Below are 17,080 nucleotides of genomic sequence, written 5' to 3' on the forward strand. Positions count from 1 at the left end.
GTGCGTTCCCGCACAATGGGGTGATGCCGCCTCAGCTCATCGCCCCCACCGTCGCCGTCCACGCCTCCTTCCTCGCCGCGATGGCGGAGTTCCGCGCCGACGGCACCGAGCACGTACCGCACTCCGGCCTCGCCCGGGAGCTGCGGACCTGGGCCGGCCGCTGGCCGACCGCCGAGGGGTTCGCCGCGTACGTCGGCACGGTAGGGGACGCGGCACCGGTGGAACGCGCCGACGGCGTGGTCCCCGTGACGACCCGGTGGTGGGTGGCGGACGGCGTCTACCTGGGGCGGGTCACGTTCCGCCACCGCCTCACCGACGAACTCCTCCACTACGGCGGCCACATCGGCTATGCCGTGCGCCCCGGCGCGCGCCGCCAGGGCCACGCCACCGCGATGCTGCGCGCCGCCCTCCCGGTCGCCCATCACGAACTGGGCATCGACCCGGTGCTGGTCACCTGCGACGACACCAACACCGGCTCGCGTAAGGTCATCGAGTCCTGCGGCGGGATCTTCGAGGACCGGCGGGACGAGAAGCTGCGCTACTGGATCCACGCGCCCGCCACCGCCGCCGGGCGGTAGCGGAACCGGCCCGCCCGGAGGGGGCGGGGAGCGCCGGCGCGCATCCGGGGCGGCGGTCCCGGGACGCGGCAGGACGAGGACGGACGTACGGGGGAACGGGAATGGAGCGGGAACACACGGGGACGGACCGGCAGGTGCCCGCCCGGTACGAGCCGGGCGAGGGCTGTGTGACCCAAGTGGTCCGGATTCCGGTGCGGATCGTGGTGCTGGTACTCGTGGTGCCGGTGCGCCTGGTGTGGGACGCGCTGACCGCGGCCGGCCGGGCCGTCGACCGCAGCGTGCTGCGCCCCCTCGGACGCGGCCTCGCCCGGCTGTGGCACACCCTCGTGGTCCGCCCCGTGGCCTGGGCCTGGCGCACCCTCGTGGTGGTGCCGGTCGCCTGGGCCTGGCGCACCCTCGTCGTGCTCCCGCTCGGCTGGACCTGGCGCACGCTGGTGCTCGCCCCGCTGGGGTGGCTGTGGCGCGCCGTCCTCGCCCCGGCGGGCCGGGGAACCGGCAGGGCGGCGGCCTGGCTGGTGCGGTACCTGCTCGTGGTCCCCGTCCGGTGGTTGTACGCGCAGGTTTTCACGCCCCTGGGGCACGGCCTCTCCTGGCTGCTGCGCGGCCTGGGCGCGGCCCTGCTGTGGCTGGGCGGCGCGGTGTTCGTCCGGCCGTGGGTGGCCCTGTGGCGGTACGTCCTGGTGCCCGTCGGCCGGGCGGCCGGCGCGGCCCTGGTGTGGCTGGCCCGCCACCTCGTCGTGGTCCCCGCCCAGTGGCTGTACGCCCACGTGCTGGCGCCGTGCGGACGGGGCATCGCCTGGCTGGTGCGCGGCACCGGCACCGTGCTGGCCGCCCTCGTGCGATGGCTCGTGATCGTGCCGCTGGTCACCCTGTGGCGGTATGTGCTGGCGCCCGCAGGACGGCTGCTGGCCGCGGTGGTGACGGTGGTGGTGCGCGAGACCGGGGCGGCGCTCGGGCACTGCTGGCGCGCCGCCGGCATCGTCTCCCGTGCCGTCGGCCGGTTCCTCGCCGCGGTGCTGCGGTGGCTCGTCGTCGAACCGCTGCGCCGGACCTACCGCACCGTGCTCACCCCGCTCGGGCACGGCATACGCGACGGCGTCTGGCGACCGGTCCGGCAGGCGCTGCGCAGCGCCCGCGAGACCGTGCGGCAGACCCGCGGGGAGATCCGGCGGGCACTGTTCGGCGCCCCCGAGGAGCCGCGGCGGGTTCCGGCCGCCCGCCCCCGGCGGGAACCGCGGGCGCCCGGGACACGTACTCTAGGTAGCAGTACGACCGCACTCACGAAGGACTGAACGACACTGGGCAAGCGACAGCCCGAAGGCCCGCCGCCCGCACCGGCGGTGCAGCGCATCCGACTGCGCTACACCAAGCGCGGCCGCCTCCGGTTCACCAGCCACCGCGACTTCCAGCGCGCTTTCGAGCGGGCGCTGCGCCGCGCCGAGGTCCCCATGGCCTATTCCGCGGGCTTCACCCCGCACCCCAAGGTGTCGTACGCCAACGCCGCCCCGACCGGTACGGGCAGCGAGGCCGAGTATCTGGAGATCCAGCTCGCCGAACGCCGCGACCCGGACGTCCTGCGCACCCTCCTCGACGAGTCGCTGCCCGACGGGCTCGATGTGACCGACGCGGTCGAGGCCCGCACCAGCGGCCTGGCCGACCGGCTGCAGGCCTCGGTGTGGGAGATCCGGCTCGACGGCGTCGAGGCCCCGGAGGCCGCGCGCGCCGTCGAGGCGTTCCTCGCCGCCGACGAGGTGCTGGTCGAGCGGCGGACGAAGAACGGCATCCGCACCTTCGACGCGCGCGCCGCCGTGGCGCGTCTGGAGGCCGCCGGCCGCGACAGCGATAGGCCCGACGGCAAAGCCTGTGCGATACTGCGGCTGGTTGTTCGGCATCTGACACCTGCCGTTCGACCCGACGACGTCCTGTCCGGCCTCCGAGCTACGGCCGACCTGGCGCCGCCGGTCCCCGCAGCGGTGACCAGGCTGGCGCAGGGGCTGCTCGATGAGGAGACCGGCGCGGTGACCGACCCGCTCGTGCCCGACCGCGACGCTGCCACGGCCGCCCCACCCACGGCCGCCGGGCTGAGTGCCGCGAAGGCGACGAGCGGGGCCTCCCCGGCAGCCGGGGACGGTACTGCGTAGGACCGCCGTCGTCGCGTCGCCGATCAGCCAGGGAGCCACCCCGGTCCGGCAGGCGCACTGACCAGGAGACTTTCGCCGGTCACCGCCCTACGGGGACCGGCGAGCGAGACGACAGCTCCCGTGCGGCGCCCACGCCCCGGACAGCGGGACCGCGCTCATCACGCGGACCGCGGGCCGGAACCAGGCGCGGCGCCCGGGAGCGTGACGGGAGAACCGCCCGCATGCTCGAGCCCATTGAGCCCACCCGCTCCACGCCGTCCCAGGACCGTGGCGCCGACGACAACCACTCACCCAGCGACACCCTGCCGCCGCGCCGCCGGCGCCGTGCGGCCTCCCGGCCGGCCGGTCCTCCGGTGGCCGGCGGCGTCGCCGAAGAGGTGGTGAGCACCGAGACCGCGGCCGCGGCCGATCCGGCCCTCGACGAGGAGACCACCGCCTCCGCGGTCACCACCGGGGACGAGGCGAAGCCCGCCCGTACCCGCCGCCGCGCGACCCGTAAGGTCACCGCCCCGGCCGGCGCCCCGCAGCCCGCCGACGCCGAGCCGGCCGAGGCCCCCGCCGAACCCGCCGCCGAGGCCCCCGCGCCCGCCGCGGAGACGCCCGCCGAGGTGCCGCAGGCCGAGGACGCCGCGCCGCGCCGTACCCGCCGCCGCGCGACCCGCAAGGTCACCGCTCCGGCCGGTACCCCGCAGCCCGAGGCCGTCCAGGAGACCGCCGCCGAGGAGACCGCGCCCGCCGCGCAGCCCGCCCCGGAGGCCCCGGCCCCGGTGGAGGCCCCGGCCGCCGCCGAGACCGAGGACGCCGCACCGCGCCGTACCCGCCGCCGCGCGACCCGCAAGGTCACCGCTCCGGCCGGTGCCCCGCAGCCGGACGCCGCCGAGGAGGCCGCCGCCGAGACCACCGCGCCGGCCGCCGAGAGCGCCGCGCCCGCCGCCGCCGAGGAGGAGGCCCCGGCCCCCGCCGAGGACGCCAAGCCGCCCCGGGCGCGTCGCCGTGCCACCCGTAAGGTCACCGCGCCCTCGGGCGCCCCGCAGGTGACCGCGGAAGCCGAGGAGGCCGAGGAGGCCGAGGCCGAGGCGCCGGTGGCCGAGCCGGCCCCCGCCGCCGAGGACGCGGCCGCCGAGGCCCCCCGCCGCCGGGCGCGCCGCCGTGGCGAGCGCCCCGCCGAGCAGCCCGCCGCCGAGGCGCCCCGCGCCGAGGAGGAGCCCGCCCAGGAGGCGCCGCAGCGCGGCCGCCGCCGGGCGCAGCGGCCGCCGACGGCCGTCTTCCAGGCTCCGGTCTTCACCGAGCCGATGTTCCAGACGCCGGAGACCGCGGCCGCGGCCGCTGCCGCGGCGCGCCAGGAGGAGACCGCCGCCGAGCCGGCCGTGGAGGAGCAGCCCGCCGCCGCGCGCCGCCGTCGCCGTCGTGGCGCCCCGGCCGAGCCGGAGCAGGTGACCGCCGCCCCCGTGGCGGAGCCGGTGGCCGAGGAAGCCGAAGCGGTGGCCGAGCCGGAGACCGCGCAGGCCGAGGGCGGCCAGGGCGAGGACGAGTCCGGCGACCGTCCCTCGCGCCGCCGCCGCCGTGGTGGCCGTCGCCGCCGTCGCGGTGAGGCCGCCGAGGGCGCCGACGAGCAGCCCGCCGAGGGCCGCGGTGCCGAGGAGCGGGAGAGCGCGCAGGCCGAGCCCGAGGAGGCCGACGAGCAGCCCGAGGCGGAGGACGAGGCCGACGAGCAGCCGGGCGGCGGCTCCAGCAGCAGCCGCCGTCGCCGTCGCCGCCGCCGTCGTACCGGTGACGCGGGCGAGGAGGGCACCGGCGGCGCCGACGACCCGGAGCGCACGGTCGTCAAGGTCCGCGAGCCCCGCAAGAAGGACGAGAGCACCAGCGCCGACGAGGTGCAGTCGATCAAGGGGTCGACGCGCCTTGAGGCCAAGAAGCAGCGCCGCCGGGAGGGCCGCGAGCAGGGCCGCCGCCGGGTGCCGATCATCACCGAGGCGGAGTTCCTCGCGCGCCGCGAGGCCGTCGAGCGGGTGATGGTCGTCCGCCAGAGCGGCGAGCGCACGCAGATCGGCGTCCTCGAGGACAACGTGCTCGTCGAGCACTTCGTCAACAAGGAGCAGGCGACCTCGTACGTCGGCAATGTCTACCTCGGCAAGGTGCAGAACGTCCTGCCGTCGATGGAGGCCGCCTTCGTCGACATCGGCAAGGGCCGCAACGCCGTGCTGTACGCCGGTGAGGTCAACTTCGAGGCGCTCGGCATGGCCAACGGCCCGCGCCGCATCGAGACCGCGCTGAAGTCCGGCCAGTCCGTGCTGGTGCAGGTCACCAAGGACCCGATCGGCCACAAGGGCGCCCGGCTCACCAGCCAGGTCTCGCTCCCCGGCCGCTACCTGGTGTACGTGCCCGAGGGCTCGATGACCGGCATCAGCCGCAAGCTGCCCGACACCGAGCGGGCGCGGCTCAAGCAGATCCTCAAGAAGATCGTCCCCGAGGACGCGGGCGTCATCGTGCGCACCGCCGCCGAGGGTGCGAGCGAGGACGAGCTGGCGCGCGACGTCCAGCGGCTGCAGGCGCAGTGGGAGGAGATCCAGAAGAAGGCGAAGGCCGCCTCCACCAGCTCCCCCTCGCTGCTCTACGGCGAGCCGGACATGACCGTCCGGGTCGTCCGCGACATCTTCAACGAAGACTTCTCCAAGGTCATCGTCAGCGGTGACGACGCCTGGAAGACCATCCACGGCTATGTCGCGCACGTCGCCCCGGACCTCACCGACCGGCTGCAGAAGTGGACTTCGGACGTCGACGTCTTCGCGACGTACCGCATCGACGAGCAGCTGATGAAGGCGCTGGACCGCAAGGTCTGGCTGCCCAGCGGCGGTTCGCTGGTGATCGACAAGACCGAAGCGATGGTCGTGATCGACGTCAACACCGGGAAGTTCACCGGTCAGGGCGGCAATCTCGAGGAGACCGTCACCAGGAACAACCTGGAGGCGGCCGAGGAGATCGTGCGCCAGCTGCGGCTGCGCGACCTCGGCGGCATTGTCGTCATCGACTTCATCGACATGGTGCTGGAGTCCAACCGGGACCTGGTGCTGCGGCGGATGCTGGAGTGCCTGGGCCGGGACCGTACGAAGCACCAGGTCGCCGAGGTCACCTCGCTCGGCCTGGTCCAGATGACCCGCAAGCGGGTCGGCCAGGGTCTGCTGGAGTCCTTCTCCGAGTCGTGTGTGCACTGCAACGGCCGCGGCGTCATCGTCCACATGGACCAGCCGACGACGGCCGGCGGCGGTGGCAAGCGCAAGAAGAAGGGCAAGGGCACCCAGCCCGAGCCGCACGTCCACGAGGCCGAGGCCGCCGAGCCGACGCCGGACGGCGGTGCCCCCGAACTGGAGCCCGCCCCCGTGACGGAGGCCGAGCTGCAGCCCGCGGTGGACGGGACCGACGAGTGGTTCAGCAGCCCGGCCGAGGCCGAGGCGGCTGCCGGGCGCGGCCGGGGCCGCCGCCGGGCGAGCCGGAAGGTGTCCGCTCCGGCGGGCGCGCCCAAGGCCGCTGAGGAGGCCGCGGAGATCGTGGTGCCGGCCGAGTCGGCCCCGGTGGCCGAGCCGGTCGCCGAGCCGGAGCCGGCCGAGGCCCCGGAGCCGGTCGCCGAGGCGCCCGCCGCGGAGCCCGTACCGGCCCGTCCACGCCGCCGGGCGACCCGTAAGGCGACCGCTCCTGCGGGTGCCCCCAAGGCTGCCGGGGAGGCCGCGGAGATCGTGGTGCCGGCCGAGTCGGCCCCGGTGGCCGAGCCGGTCGCCGAGCCGGAGCCGGCCGAGGTCCCGGAGCCCGCCGAGGGCGCCGAGGCGGAGGCGGAGCCCGCGGCCAAGAAGACCGCGAAGAAGGCGACGGCCAAGAAGGCCACCGCCAAGAAGACCGCGGCGAAGAAGACCACGGCCAAGAAGACGGCTGCGAAGAAGACCACCACCGCCAAGAAGGCCACGGCGAAGAAGACCGCCACCAAGAAGGCGACGACCAAGAAGGCGACGGCCAAGAAGACCGCTGCCGCCGAGGAGTCGTCGGTGGCCGAGGGCGCGGCGTAAGCCGCTCCGGCGGTGCCCCGGGTGTCGCACCCGGGGCACCGCCGGAGGCCCGGACAGCAGGGCCGGGTCCCGGACCGTCGCGGCGGTCCGGGGCCGGTTTGACCCCCTGGTCAAGGCCCCGTAACCTTGACCGTCGGTGTCTGTGACACCAAACCCCTGAGCACACACCTCTCGGTCCGCCGAGGGAGGCCGCTCGTCCTTCGGATTCCACGGGCCCTATCCCGAGCCCGTGTGAGCGGCTGGCATCAGAGGATCCGTTTCTAGCGAAAGAGAGTTCCGCGTGTACGCGATCGTGCGCACCGGCGGACGCCAGCAGAAGGTTGCTGTTGGCGACGTCATCGAGGTTGACCGTATTTCCACCAGCAAGGTCGGCGACACCGTCGAGCTCTCGACGCTGCTGGTCGTCGACGGCGACTCGGTCACCAGCGACCCGTGGGTCCTGGCGGGCGTGAAGGTCCAGGGCGAGGTCGTCGACCACCACAAGGGCGACAAGATCCGGATCCAGAAGTACAAGAACAAGACCGGTTACAAGAAGCGGATCGGCCACCGCCAGCTCCACACGGCGCTGAAGATCACCGGCATCGACGCTCCGGCGAAGTAAGGGACTGAGGAGACATGGCACACAAGAAGGGCGCATCGTCCACTCGGAACGGTCGCGATTCCAATGCTCAGCGGCTCGGCGTGAAGCGCTTCGGCGGTCAGGCCGTCCTCGCCGGTGAGATCCTGGTCCGCCAGCGTGGCACCCACTTCCACCCCGGCACGGGCGTCGGCCGCGGCGGCGACGACACCCTGTTCGCCCTCGCTGCCGGTGCGGTGCAGTTCGGCACCCACCGTGGCCGCAAGGTCGTGAACATCGTTCCGGTCGCCGAGTAATTCCGGCCTGACCGAGCGATAGCTCAGCATCAGCAGCACTCAGGGGCGGACCGCCTTCTCCCGCGCGAGCGGGAAGGCCGGTCCGCCCTTGCGTGTTAGTACAGACAGTGCGCGCTGCCCCAGACATGCGCGCAGCACAGCGACACACCCGTAGTTACCTGGAGGCACCCCCACCATGACCACCTTCGTGGACCGCGTCGAGCTGCACGTCGCCGCGGGTAACGGAGGCCACGGCGTGGCCTCCGTGATGCGGGAGAAGTTCAAGCCGCTCGGCGGCCCGGACGGCGGCAACGGCGGCCGCGGCGGCGATGTGATCCTGGTCGTCGACCCGGACGTCACCACGCTTCTCGACTACCACCACCACCCGCACCGCAAGGCCACCAACGGCGCACCGGGCGCGGGCGACAACCGCTCCGGCAAGAACGGCCAAGACCTGGTCCTGCCGGTCCCCGACGGCACCGTCGTCCTGGACCGCGCGGGCAATGTGCTCGCCGACCTCGTCGGCCGGGGCACCACCTTCGTCGCCGGCCAGGGCGGCCGCGGCGGCCTCGGCAACGCCGCGCTGGCCTCCGCCCGCCGCAAGGCTCCCGGTTTCGCGCTGCTGGGCGAGCCCGGCGAGGCCCGCGACATCGTGCTGGAGCTCAAGACCGTCGCGGACGTCGCGCTGGTCGGCTACCCGAGCGCCGGCAAGTCCTCGCTGATCTCGGTGCTCTCCGCCGCCAAGCCCAAGATCGCCGACTACCCGTTCACCACCCTGGTGCCCAACCTCGGTGTGGTGACCGCCGGTTCGACCGTCTACACCATCGCGGACGTCCCCGGCCTGATCCCCGGCGCGAGCCAGGGCAAGGGCCTGGGCCTGGAGTTCCTGCGGCACGTCGAGCGCTGCGAGGTGCTGGTGCACGTCCTGGACACCGCGACGCTGGAGTCCGACCGCGACCCGGCCTCCGACCTCGACGTCATCGAGGAGGAGCTCACGCAGTACGGCGGCCTGGAGAACCGGCCCCGGATGGTCGTCCTCAACAAGATCGACGTGCCGGACGGCAAGGACCTCGCCGACCTGGTGCGCCCCGACCTGGAGGCGCGCGGCTACCGCGTGTTCGAGGTCTCCGCGGCCGCCCACACGGGTCTGAAGGAGCTGTCCTACGCGCTCGCCGACGTGGTCGCCAAGGCCCGCGCCGCCAAGCCCGTGCAGGAGGCCACCCGTATCGTCATCCGGCCCCAGGCCGTCGACGACGCCGGCTTCACGATCACCGCGGAGGGCGAGAACTTCTTCCGCGTGCGCGGCGAGAAGCCCGAACGCTGGGTCCGCCAGACCGACTTCAACAACGACGAGGCCGTCGGCTACCTCGCCGACCGCCTCAACCGTCTCGGCGTCGAGGACGAGCTGCGCAAGGCGGGCGCGCACGCGGGCGACGGCATCGCCATCGGCCCCGAGGACAACGCGGTCGTCTTCGACTGGGAGCCGATGATGGCGGCCGGCGCGGAGATGCTGGGACGGCGCGGCGAGGACCACCGCATGGAGGCGCCCCGGCCGGCCGCGCAGCGCCGCAAGGACCGCGACCTGGCACGGGACGAGGCCGACCAGGAGTACGACGGCTTCCGGCCCTTCTGACGGTCCGCCGGGCCGCCCGGCCGCCCCGCGGCGGGGGCACGCACACGCCAACGGGGAAGGCCCCCGGGAGGAGAACTCCCGGGGGCCTTCCCCGTTGCTGTGTCGCGCCGCGAGGCCGTGAGCGGCCCGCTGCGGCCTAGACGGTGGCCGTGGTGTCCGAGGCGCCGTTGGACTCCTGCCCGGCCGTCTCGGAGGCGTCCACGTCCTCCTGGGAGCGCTGGCCGGGGATACCGGACAGCCGGTTCTCCATCCGGACGCGCCGCTCGTCGGCCTTCGCGGCCAGATCCAGCGCGGCCTGGTTGAAGCGGACCGACGACGGCGGGTCCGACGGGCCCAGCAGGTGCTCCTTGAGCTCGGCCCGCTCCGCGGCCAGGGTGTCCTGCCGCGGGTCGCGGACCGCGTCGAGCAGGCCGGCCACGCCGTCCGCCGCGGGCGTGAGGATCGTCGCCGCCCGCACCGTCGGGAAGTTCGCGCGGAAGTCGTCCTCGGTCATCCCCGAGGTGTTGGCGACCGCGTACGGCTTCTCGCTGCTGAGGTAGTCCGAGACGACGCTGGAGACATCGCTGATCAGCACGTCGGCCTGGTTGAAGCAGCTGAAGATGCCGGGGCGGGCGGTGGTGATGACGCGGTGCTCCCACTCGGGGAACGAATTCCAGTACGCCGCCTCCCAGGCGGTGACGGCCGCGTCCACGGCGGCCGCGCGGCCCTCCTGGGGAGTGCCCTGCAGCCGCATCCGCTCCAGCTCGTCCGCGCTCTTGCGGAACGCGGAGGTGGTCAGCGCGTTGAGCTCCTCGGTACGGCGGGCCAGTTCGGCGGCGGCCTCCGGGCCGGGACGCGCCCCGCCGCGCCGGGTGTTGGCCTCCGCGATCATCGCCTGGATGCGGGTGTTGGCGGCGCCCGCGCGCGGGTCCACGGAACCGGTCATCGGGTGCGGCTTGTACAGCAGCCGCACGTTCTCGTCGGCGAGCAGCTCGCGGACGATGTTCTCGCCCGCCAGGATCACCGAGGTGTTGCCCGGGTTGCCGTCCCAGCCCTCCCAGGTCGGGGCGTACAGCACGGTCGTCATCCGGTCGGCCGGGGCGCCCGCGTACGGCTGGATCGGGGCCAGCTGGGGGCGGCCGACCTCGATGACGTCCTTGTCCTCGACGCCGATGTCGGCGAGCTGGTAGCGGTCACGGGCCGCCGGGCCCGCCACCCACACCTCGTCGTACGCCTTGGCGTACGGGTTGCAGGAGGACAGCTTGTCGCTCTCGCCGTGGTTGGTGAAGGCGTGCTTGATGGAGGGGATGCGCAGGATCTGCGAGGTCTTGCCGGAGTTCGCCGGGTGCAGCAGGACCTTGAGCGTGGAGTGCTCCAGGCGCATCAGGTTGGCGACCTTGGGGATGCAGACGATCGGCACGTCCGTGGCCTCGATCTTCTGCACCATGAAGCGCTCGCGGAGCACGATGATCGGGTTGCCGTCCAGGGAGGCCAGGGTGCTCAGCCACATGTTGGCCTGGTAGGCGGAGGAGGAACCGCCGGAGAAGTACATGCCGACCGTCGGCTGGTACTCCGTCAGCCAGTTGTCCAGCCACTCCAGTGCCTGCTTCTCGCCGGCCACCCGCTTCTTGGGCAGCAGCCAGGCGCCCAGGTAGAGGGTGCCGCCGGCGGAGAGGGCCAGGGAGACGGCGAGGCCGACGCCGCCCCAGAACGCGTCGGTGGTGATCGCGGTGAGCATCATGCCGGTGGTGGTCGGCACCGAGAAGCGCAGCAGGCGCCGGCCCGTCTGGCGGGAGAGGATGCGCGGCGGGGCGTCGGACAGCCGCAGCGCGCTGGCGTCGATGTTGCGGGTCACGAACGGCAGGCTGCGGGTCCGGCGGACCAGCACCGCGACCGCCTGGCACACGAAGTGGGTGCCGTAGAAGAGCAGCAGCGTGATGGTGAGCGGCGCCTGCTCCTCGAGCGGGTTGATGCCGTCGATGTGCAGCAGGCCGACCAGTATCAGCATGTCGCGCAGCAACTGGCGCACCGTGACGTCGAACCGGATCCGCCCGAGCACCGCGAGCAGGCCGGGCTGCTTGTGCTGGAGGACCAGGTCGAGACCGAGGTTGACCACGGATGCGGCGATGAACAGCGGGATGACGGGCAGCAGCGCACCGACCAACTGGGCGGTGAACGCGACCATCATCGCGAGGAGTGCCGCGAGCTGGACGGCTCGGCGGGGGGCGATTCCGGCGGAAGGCACGGGGGAGGGCTCCTGGCAGCACGAAAGGTCAAAGGGGAGGCCGAGGGGGGCGGCCGGGTCCCGCGCTGCGACGCCGCCGGAGCGGCGATACGGGACCGATGGACACCCGACCGTATGACCTTGTTGGCCTTGGTGACAATCTGCTGTGGCTCTCATCACCGCGAAAGCGGACCAATCGAACGCAACCTCTTGGCCTCGGCTTCCGTCTAAAGGAAAACCGTATAGGGGAGAAAAAGCCAGGAACTCCGGGCCCCATTCTGCGCCCTTTCCGGCGCGCCGTGACAGGGGGCCCGGGCCCCGGACGGGGGTCCGCGGGGCGTCCGCCAGGCGATATCACGAAGCGCCGCGGGGCCGGCCTGCCGTAGATTGCGCCCGTAGGGCCGTGGTGCGGGCCGGACGGCAGTCCCCCGTACGGCGGTGGGATCGGCAAGCACAGGGGTATGCAGGTGGCAGGCGCAAGGCAGGACGTGAAGGACGCTCGCCGGATCGTGGTGAAGGTCGGCTCGTCCTCGCTGACCACGGCCGCCGGGGGACTGGACGCGGACCGCGTGGACGCGCTGGTGGACGTGCTGGCCAAGCACCAGGACAAGGAGATCGTGCTGGTCTCCTCCGGAGCCATCGCGGCGGGCCTGGCCCCCCTGGGCCTCGAACGACGGCCCCGCGACCTGGCCCGGCAGCAGGCCGCCGCCAGCGTCGGACAGGGCCTGCTGGTCGCCCGCTACACCGCGTCCTTCGCCCGCTACGGCCGCCGCGTCGGCCAGGTGCTGCTGACCTCCGACGACACCAGCCGCCGGGCCCACTACCGCAACGCCTACCGGACCCTCGACCAGCTGCTGGCCATGGGCGCCGTACCGATCGTGAACGAGAACGACACCGTCGCCACCGACGAGATCCGGTTCGGCGACAACGACCGCCTGGCGGCCCTGGTCGCCCACCTCGTCCGCGCCGACCTGCTGATCCTGCTCTCGGACGTGGACGGCCTCTACGACGGCGACCCGTCCGCCCCCGGCACCTCCCGGATAGCGGAGGTGCGCGGGCCCGGGGACCTGGAGGGCGTCTCCATCGGCAGCGCGGGCAAGGCCGGCGTCGGCACCGGCGGCATGGTCACCAAGGTCGAGGCGGCCCGGATCGCGGCCGCGGCCGGCATCCCGGTCGTCCTGACCTCCGCCGTGCACGCCGCCGAGGCGCTGGCGGGCGGGATGACCGGCACCCACTTCCTGCGCACCGGTCGCCGCTCCGCCGACCGGCTGCTGTGGCTCGCGCACGCCTCCACGCCGCGCGGCGCCCTGGTCCTGGACGACGGGGCGGTGCGGGCCGTCGTCGAGCGGCGCTCCTCCCTGCTGCCGGCCGGCATCGCCTCCGTCGACGGCGAGTTCTCCGCCGGTGACCCGGTCGAGCTGCGGGACGCCGAGGGCCGCGCGGTGGCCCGGGGCCTCGTCAATTTCGATGCCAGGGAAATCCCCCGATTGATGGGGCGTTCGACCCGCGATCTCGCCCGTGAGCTGGGCCCCGCCTACGAGCGGGAGGTCGTGCACCGCGACGATCTGGTGCTGCTGCACCCCTGACGGCGCCCGCCGGCCGGCCGTCGTCACGGTCCGTGCACACTCGCCGCCGCGCGGTGCGGAGACCAGCCTTTCCGTACAGACCTTGGTGAAAACGCCCCGCGACGGGCCGCGGGCTGGTCAACTTTGTTGCGGGGGCGCCGTGGGGAGCGGCGCCCGCAGCGCGCGAGCGCACCCGCCGACGTACGACGGCTCCGCACCTTCGAGGGCGGAGCGATTCGCATCACAGGAGGCCGCCGGTGAGACGAGGGCGCCCAGGGGCGCCGCCCCGAGGGACGGCGGAGCGCGCGCTGACCAGCGTCGGCACCGGCGAGGACACCGTCCTGCCGGACGACCGCGGTGCCCGGCCGGACGGGACGGCGCGGCACGGCCCCGAGGGCGGGCGCCGCGAGACCTCCCGGCTGTGGCACATCACCCTCAGCGTCTCGGGCGCCGAGGCCCCGCTCAAGGAGGTCCGGCGGGCGCTGGAGCAGCTCGCCCACGACCACCCCTTCCTGCTGACCAGCCGCTACGCCAACGACCACGCCGAGATCCGCTACTGGGAGGAGGCCCGGGACCTGCACGACGCCGCGGCGGTCGCGCTGCGGCTGTGGGGCGAGCACCGCTCGACGGCCAAGCTGCCGCCGTGGGAGATCGTCGGCCTGGAGGTCATCGACCGCGAGACGTACCACCAGCGCGTCGCGGAGGGTTACGGTCCGCCACCGGCCTCCCCGGTCGGCGTCCACCCCTTCTGACCCTCGGTCGCCGGCGTCCCGCGCTGTGAGATACCGCGTGGCCGCGGCCCGCCGCCCCGTTAGGCTGCGGCCATGACCAGCAGCGCATCGCACACCTCGCCCGTCCTCGAGACCGCCCGCCGCGCGCGGGAGGCCGCCGCCGTCCTGGCGCCGCTGCCGCGTACGGCCCGTGACGCAGCGCTGCACGCCATCGCCGACGCCCTGGTGGAGCGGACCGGCGAGCTGGTCGCCGCCAACGCCGAGGACATCGCCAGGGCACGGGCCGCGGGCACCGCCGAGTCGATCGTGGACCGGCTCACCCTCACCCCCGAGCGGATCGCGGCCATCGCCGCCGACGTCCGCCAGGTCGTGGCGCTGCCCGACCCGGTCGGCGAGGTGGTGCGCGGCTCGACCCTGCCCAACGGCCTCGACCTGCGGCAGGTCCGGGTCCCGCTCGGTGTGATCGGGATCATCTACGAGGCCCGGCCGAATGTGACGGTGGACGCCGCCGCCCTGTGCCTGAAGTCCGGCAACGCGGTGCTGCTGCGCGGCTCGTCCTCCGCCTACGCCTCCAACAGCGCCCTGGTCGAGGTGCTGCGCGACGCCGTCCAGAGCGCCGGGCTGCCCGCCGACGCGGTGCAGCTGGTGCCCGGCGAGAGCCGCGACTCGGTGCGCGAGCTGATGCGCGCCCGCGGCCTGGTCGATGTGCTGATCCCGCGCGGCGGCGCGTCCCTGATCCGTACGGTCGTCGAGGAGTCCACCGTCCCGGTGATCGAGACCGGCACCGGCAACTGCCACGTCTACGTCGACGAGGCCGCCGACCTCGACATGGCCGTCGACATCCTGGTCAACTCCAAGGCCCAGCGGCCCAGCGTCTGCAACGCCGCCGAGACGGTGCTGGTGCACGCCGGGATCGCCGAGAAGTTCCTGCCGCGCGCCCTGGAGGCGCTCACCCAGGCCGGCGTGATCGTGCACGGCGACGCCGCCTGGCAGCAGGCCGGCCCCGGGCTGGTCGCCCCCGCCACCGACGAGGACTGGGCGACGGAGTACCTCTCCTACGACATCGCGGCCGCCGTGGTGCCCGACCTGGACGCGGCGGTGGCGCACATCCGCCGCTGGACCTCCGGCCACACCGAGGCGATCGTCACCACGTCCCAGGCCGCCGCCCGCCGCTTCACCCAGTTGGTCGATTCCACCACCGTCGCGGTCAACGCCTCGACCCGCTTCACCGACGGCGGCCAGTTCGGCTTCGGCGCGGAGATCGGCATCTCGACGCAGAAGCTGCACGCCCGCGGCCCCATGGGACTGCCGGAGCTGACCTCCACCAAGTACATCCTCACGGGCGACGGCCACACCCGCTGAAGCGTCCCCCGGATTCCCCGTTCTCCCTGCCCAAAACGACGGCCCGGGGCTAACCTGGACGGGTGCCGGACGACGTGGGGGGCAAGCCGTTCCCGGACGGTGAAGAGCCCGACGAGCACCACCACGGGAGCCACGGAAACGCGGACGAAGAATTCGCCTCCGTGGTCTTCGACGAGGAATTCGTCCGGTCCGCACAGATCCACGAACCCTCGGCGGTCGAGCGCATGCTGGCCGCCGCCGAGGCGCGGGCCGAGGCCGAGGCGGCCCGCTCCGGCCCCGGATTCGGCCCCGAGGGCGACGACGGGGACGAGCCCGGCCCCCGCGGCCCCCGCCGCGCCCCCGGGGACGGCTACGACGGGTACACCGACTACGCCGAGTACGACGACGGCGAGCTGGGCGAATACCCGCCCTACGGCCCGTACGGCCCCTACGGCGGCGCGCTGCGGCCCTACCGCAGCAGCACCCGCTGGCACCGCCCGGTCGCCTGGGTGCTGGCCGTGGTGATGGGCATCGGGCTGGTCGCGCTGGCCTTCAGCGCCGTCTACCGCGGCTCCTCGGGCCGGAACCAGAGCCCGGCACCGGCGCCCACGTCCAGCGGCGTGGACGCCCCCACCACCAGCGGGGTGGACAGCGTCCGCACGGCGCGCCCCGGCCTGCCGTCGCTGCCGTCGGCCGAGCCCCTGCGCCCGTCGTTCTCGGCGGTGCCCAGGCCGGACTGACGGCGGGGCGCCGTGCCCGCAAAACGGGCTTTCGAAACGCGGTCCGGCGGCGAAGTTGCCCGCGGCCCCGGCGTTTACGTTCGCCCCGGCGGACCTACTCTTGTTGTATGACCGGGCCTGGTGACCCTCCCGAAGGGACGCCCAACGGCGCCCCGGGAGGCGGTGAGGACGAGTACCGATCCGTCGTCTTCGACGAATCGTTCGTCCGGGCTGCGCGACTGCAGGAGTTCTCCGCCGACGAGCGGCTGGGCGAGCACCACTCGCCGGCCGTGCGGACCCGGCACGCGTGGATGCGGCTGGGTGGCTCCCGGCAGGCCGTCCTGCTGGTGCTGCTGATCGTGCTCGCCTTCGGCACCGCCGTCTACATGGGCATCCGCCACCCCTACAAGACCCCGGAGACCGTCCGGGCGCAGCCGCTGCGGTCCGCGGTGGTGCCGCTCGCGCCGGCCGGGGCGGTACCGGGCGCGACGCCCGCCGACCTCTTCGCCCACAGCCCCGCGGCCAACTACCGGATCGGCGCCGCGGGCATCAATCTGCCCGCCGTCGTCCGCACCGAGCACTTCTCCGACGGCCAGATCGTCTCCGCCCTGACCATCGCGAAGGACTACCTCGTACGGTCCTCGCTGGACCCGGGCACCCTCACCGGCCGGTCCGTACGGCCCGTACGGCTGCTGCTCGACACCGGCCAACTCGACCAGTTCGACCGCAGCCTGGCGCGCCCCGACGACAACGGCCGCGACGCGGCCACCGGCTGGCTGGTCCGCTTCGACCCGCAGCAGACCCGGCTCGCCGACCGGAGCGTACGGGTCAACGGCACGCTCGCCGCTTCGGAGTTGAGCCCGGACGCGCTCGACGTCACCGCCGACTACACCTTCGTCTACGCCGTCCGGCCCGCCCCCGGCGCGCCGCACACCGGCCCGGGCCAGGGCGTCGGCAAGCCCACCCCGGGCGCCGCCTCGCTGGTCACCGTGCGGCGCGAGGTGCACTTCCGGCTGAGCCGGGAGAACCTCAACGACCACCGCCTGGAGGTCGTGCAGAGCAGCCTGCAGGCCGGGCCGCTGGCCTGCTCGTCGCGGCCCGCCGACGCGCTGCGCCCGCTGTTCGCGGGACAGCACGCCGGCCAGGACCGCCCCACGGGCACCGACCCCTACGCCAGGGACCGCGCCAACCCCTCGCTCTGCGGTGAGCTGGCGTCCTCCGCCCAGCCGAAGCCGAGCCACCCCCTGCGTTAGTCGGGAGCC

The 17,080-nt window shown here is 74.0% G+C and carries 13 protein-coding genes; 12 read left to right on the forward strand and 1 reads right to left on the reverse strand.

The window, feature by feature from the left end; all coding sequences use genetic code 11:
- Positions 1 to 23: 23 nt before the first annotated feature.
- From K7396_RS24240 to obgE, 7 genes are all read left to right on the forward strand, one after another.
- Positions 24 to 578, forward strand: coding sequence for a GNAT family N-acetyltransferase (locus K7396_RS24240; RefSeq protein ID WP_086718393.1), 555 nt, complete (start codon positions 24 to 26; stop codon positions 576 to 578).
- A gap of 101 nt (positions 579 to 679) precedes the next feature.
- Positions 680 to 1,870 carry a hypothetical protein gene (locus tag K7396_RS24245; RefSeq protein ID WP_086718394.1) on the forward strand — a complete coding sequence of 397 codons (1,191 nt, stop codon included), beginning with the start codon at positions 680 to 682 and terminating at the stop codon, positions 1,868 to 1,870.
- A gap of 48 nt (positions 1,871 to 1,918) precedes the next feature.
- Complete coding sequence (locus K7396_RS24250; RefSeq protein ID WP_086718395.1) at positions 1,919 to 2,719, forward strand: TIGR03936 family radical SAM-associated protein; 801 nt, start codon at positions 1,919 to 1,921, stop codon at positions 2,717 to 2,719.
- 221 nt (positions 2,720 to 2,940) lie between these two features.
- Positions 2,941 to 6,774 (forward strand): Rne/Rng family ribonuclease, encoded by a 3,834-nt coding sequence (locus tag K7396_RS24255; protein WP_152104424.1) that lies wholly within the window; start codon positions 2,941 to 2,943, stop codon positions 6,772 to 6,774.
- A gap of 280 nt (positions 6,775 to 7,054) precedes the next feature.
- A complete protein-coding gene (rplU, locus tag K7396_RS24260; RefSeq protein ID WP_006605648.1) occupies positions 7,055 to 7,375 on the forward strand; it encodes a 50S ribosomal protein L21 in 321 nt (106 codons plus the stop codon).
- 14 nt (positions 7,376 to 7,389) lie between these two features.
- On the forward strand, positions 7,390 to 7,647 hold the full coding sequence (gene rpmA / locus K7396_RS24265) for a 50S ribosomal protein L27 (protein ID WP_018088248.1): 258 nt from the start codon (positions 7,390 to 7,392) through the stop codon (positions 7,645 to 7,647).
- Positions 7,648 to 7,822: 175 nt separating this feature from the next.
- Complete coding sequence (gene obgE / locus K7396_RS24270) at positions 7,823 to 9,259, forward strand: GTPase ObgE (protein ID WP_086718177.1); 1,437 nt, start codon at positions 7,823 to 7,825, stop codon at positions 9,257 to 9,259.
- 136 nt (positions 9,260 to 9,395) lie between these two features.
- Here the strand turns inward: obgE and K7396_RS24275 are convergent, their stop codons facing one another.
- Positions 9,396 to 11,483, reverse strand: coding sequence for a hypothetical protein (locus tag K7396_RS24275; RefSeq protein WP_086718176.1), 2,088 nt, complete (start codon positions 11,481 to 11,483; stop codon positions 9,396 to 9,398).
- Between the two features lie 440 nt (positions 11,484 to 11,923).
- Here K7396_RS24275 and proB point away from each other — a divergent pair, with 440 nt between their 5' ends.
- From proB to K7396_RS24300, 5 genes are all read left to right on the forward strand, one after another.
- A complete protein-coding gene (gene proB, locus K7396_RS24280; RefSeq protein WP_167392764.1) occupies positions 11,924 to 13,048 on the forward strand; it encodes a glutamate 5-kinase in 1,125 nt (374 codons plus the stop codon).
- A gap of 236 nt (positions 13,049 to 13,284) precedes the next feature.
- The gene (locus K7396_RS24285) at positions 13,285 to 13,779 is read left to right on the forward strand and encodes a hypothetical protein (protein WP_086718175.1); all 495 of its coding nucleotides are present in this window, start codon (positions 13,285 to 13,287) and stop codon (positions 13,777 to 13,779) included.
- A 72-nt stretch (positions 13,780 to 13,851) separates the two neighbouring features.
- The gene (locus tag K7396_RS24290; protein ID WP_086718174.1) at positions 13,852 to 15,120 is read left to right on the forward strand and encodes a glutamate-5-semialdehyde dehydrogenase; all 1,269 of its coding nucleotides are present in this window, start codon (positions 13,852 to 13,854) and stop codon (positions 15,118 to 15,120) included.
- Between the two features lie 62 nt (positions 15,121 to 15,182).
- Positions 15,183 to 15,839 (forward strand): SCO2584 family spore wall biosynthesis protein, encoded by a 657-nt coding sequence (locus K7396_RS24295; RefSeq protein WP_086718173.1) that lies wholly within the window; start codon positions 15,183 to 15,185, stop codon positions 15,837 to 15,839.
- A 107-nt stretch (positions 15,840 to 15,946) separates the two neighbouring features.
- Entirely contained in the window at positions 15,947 to 17,071 is a 1,125-nt protein-coding gene (locus K7396_RS24300; RefSeq protein ID WP_086718172.1) for an SCO2583 family membrane protein, read from the forward strand.
- The last annotated feature ends 9 nt before the right edge of the window (positions 17,072 to 17,080 follow it).

The sequence above is a fragment of the Streptomyces angustmyceticus genome, assembly GCF_019933235.1.
GTDB lineage: Bacteria > Actinomycetota > Actinomycetes > Streptomycetales > Streptomycetaceae > Streptomyces > Streptomyces angustmyceticus.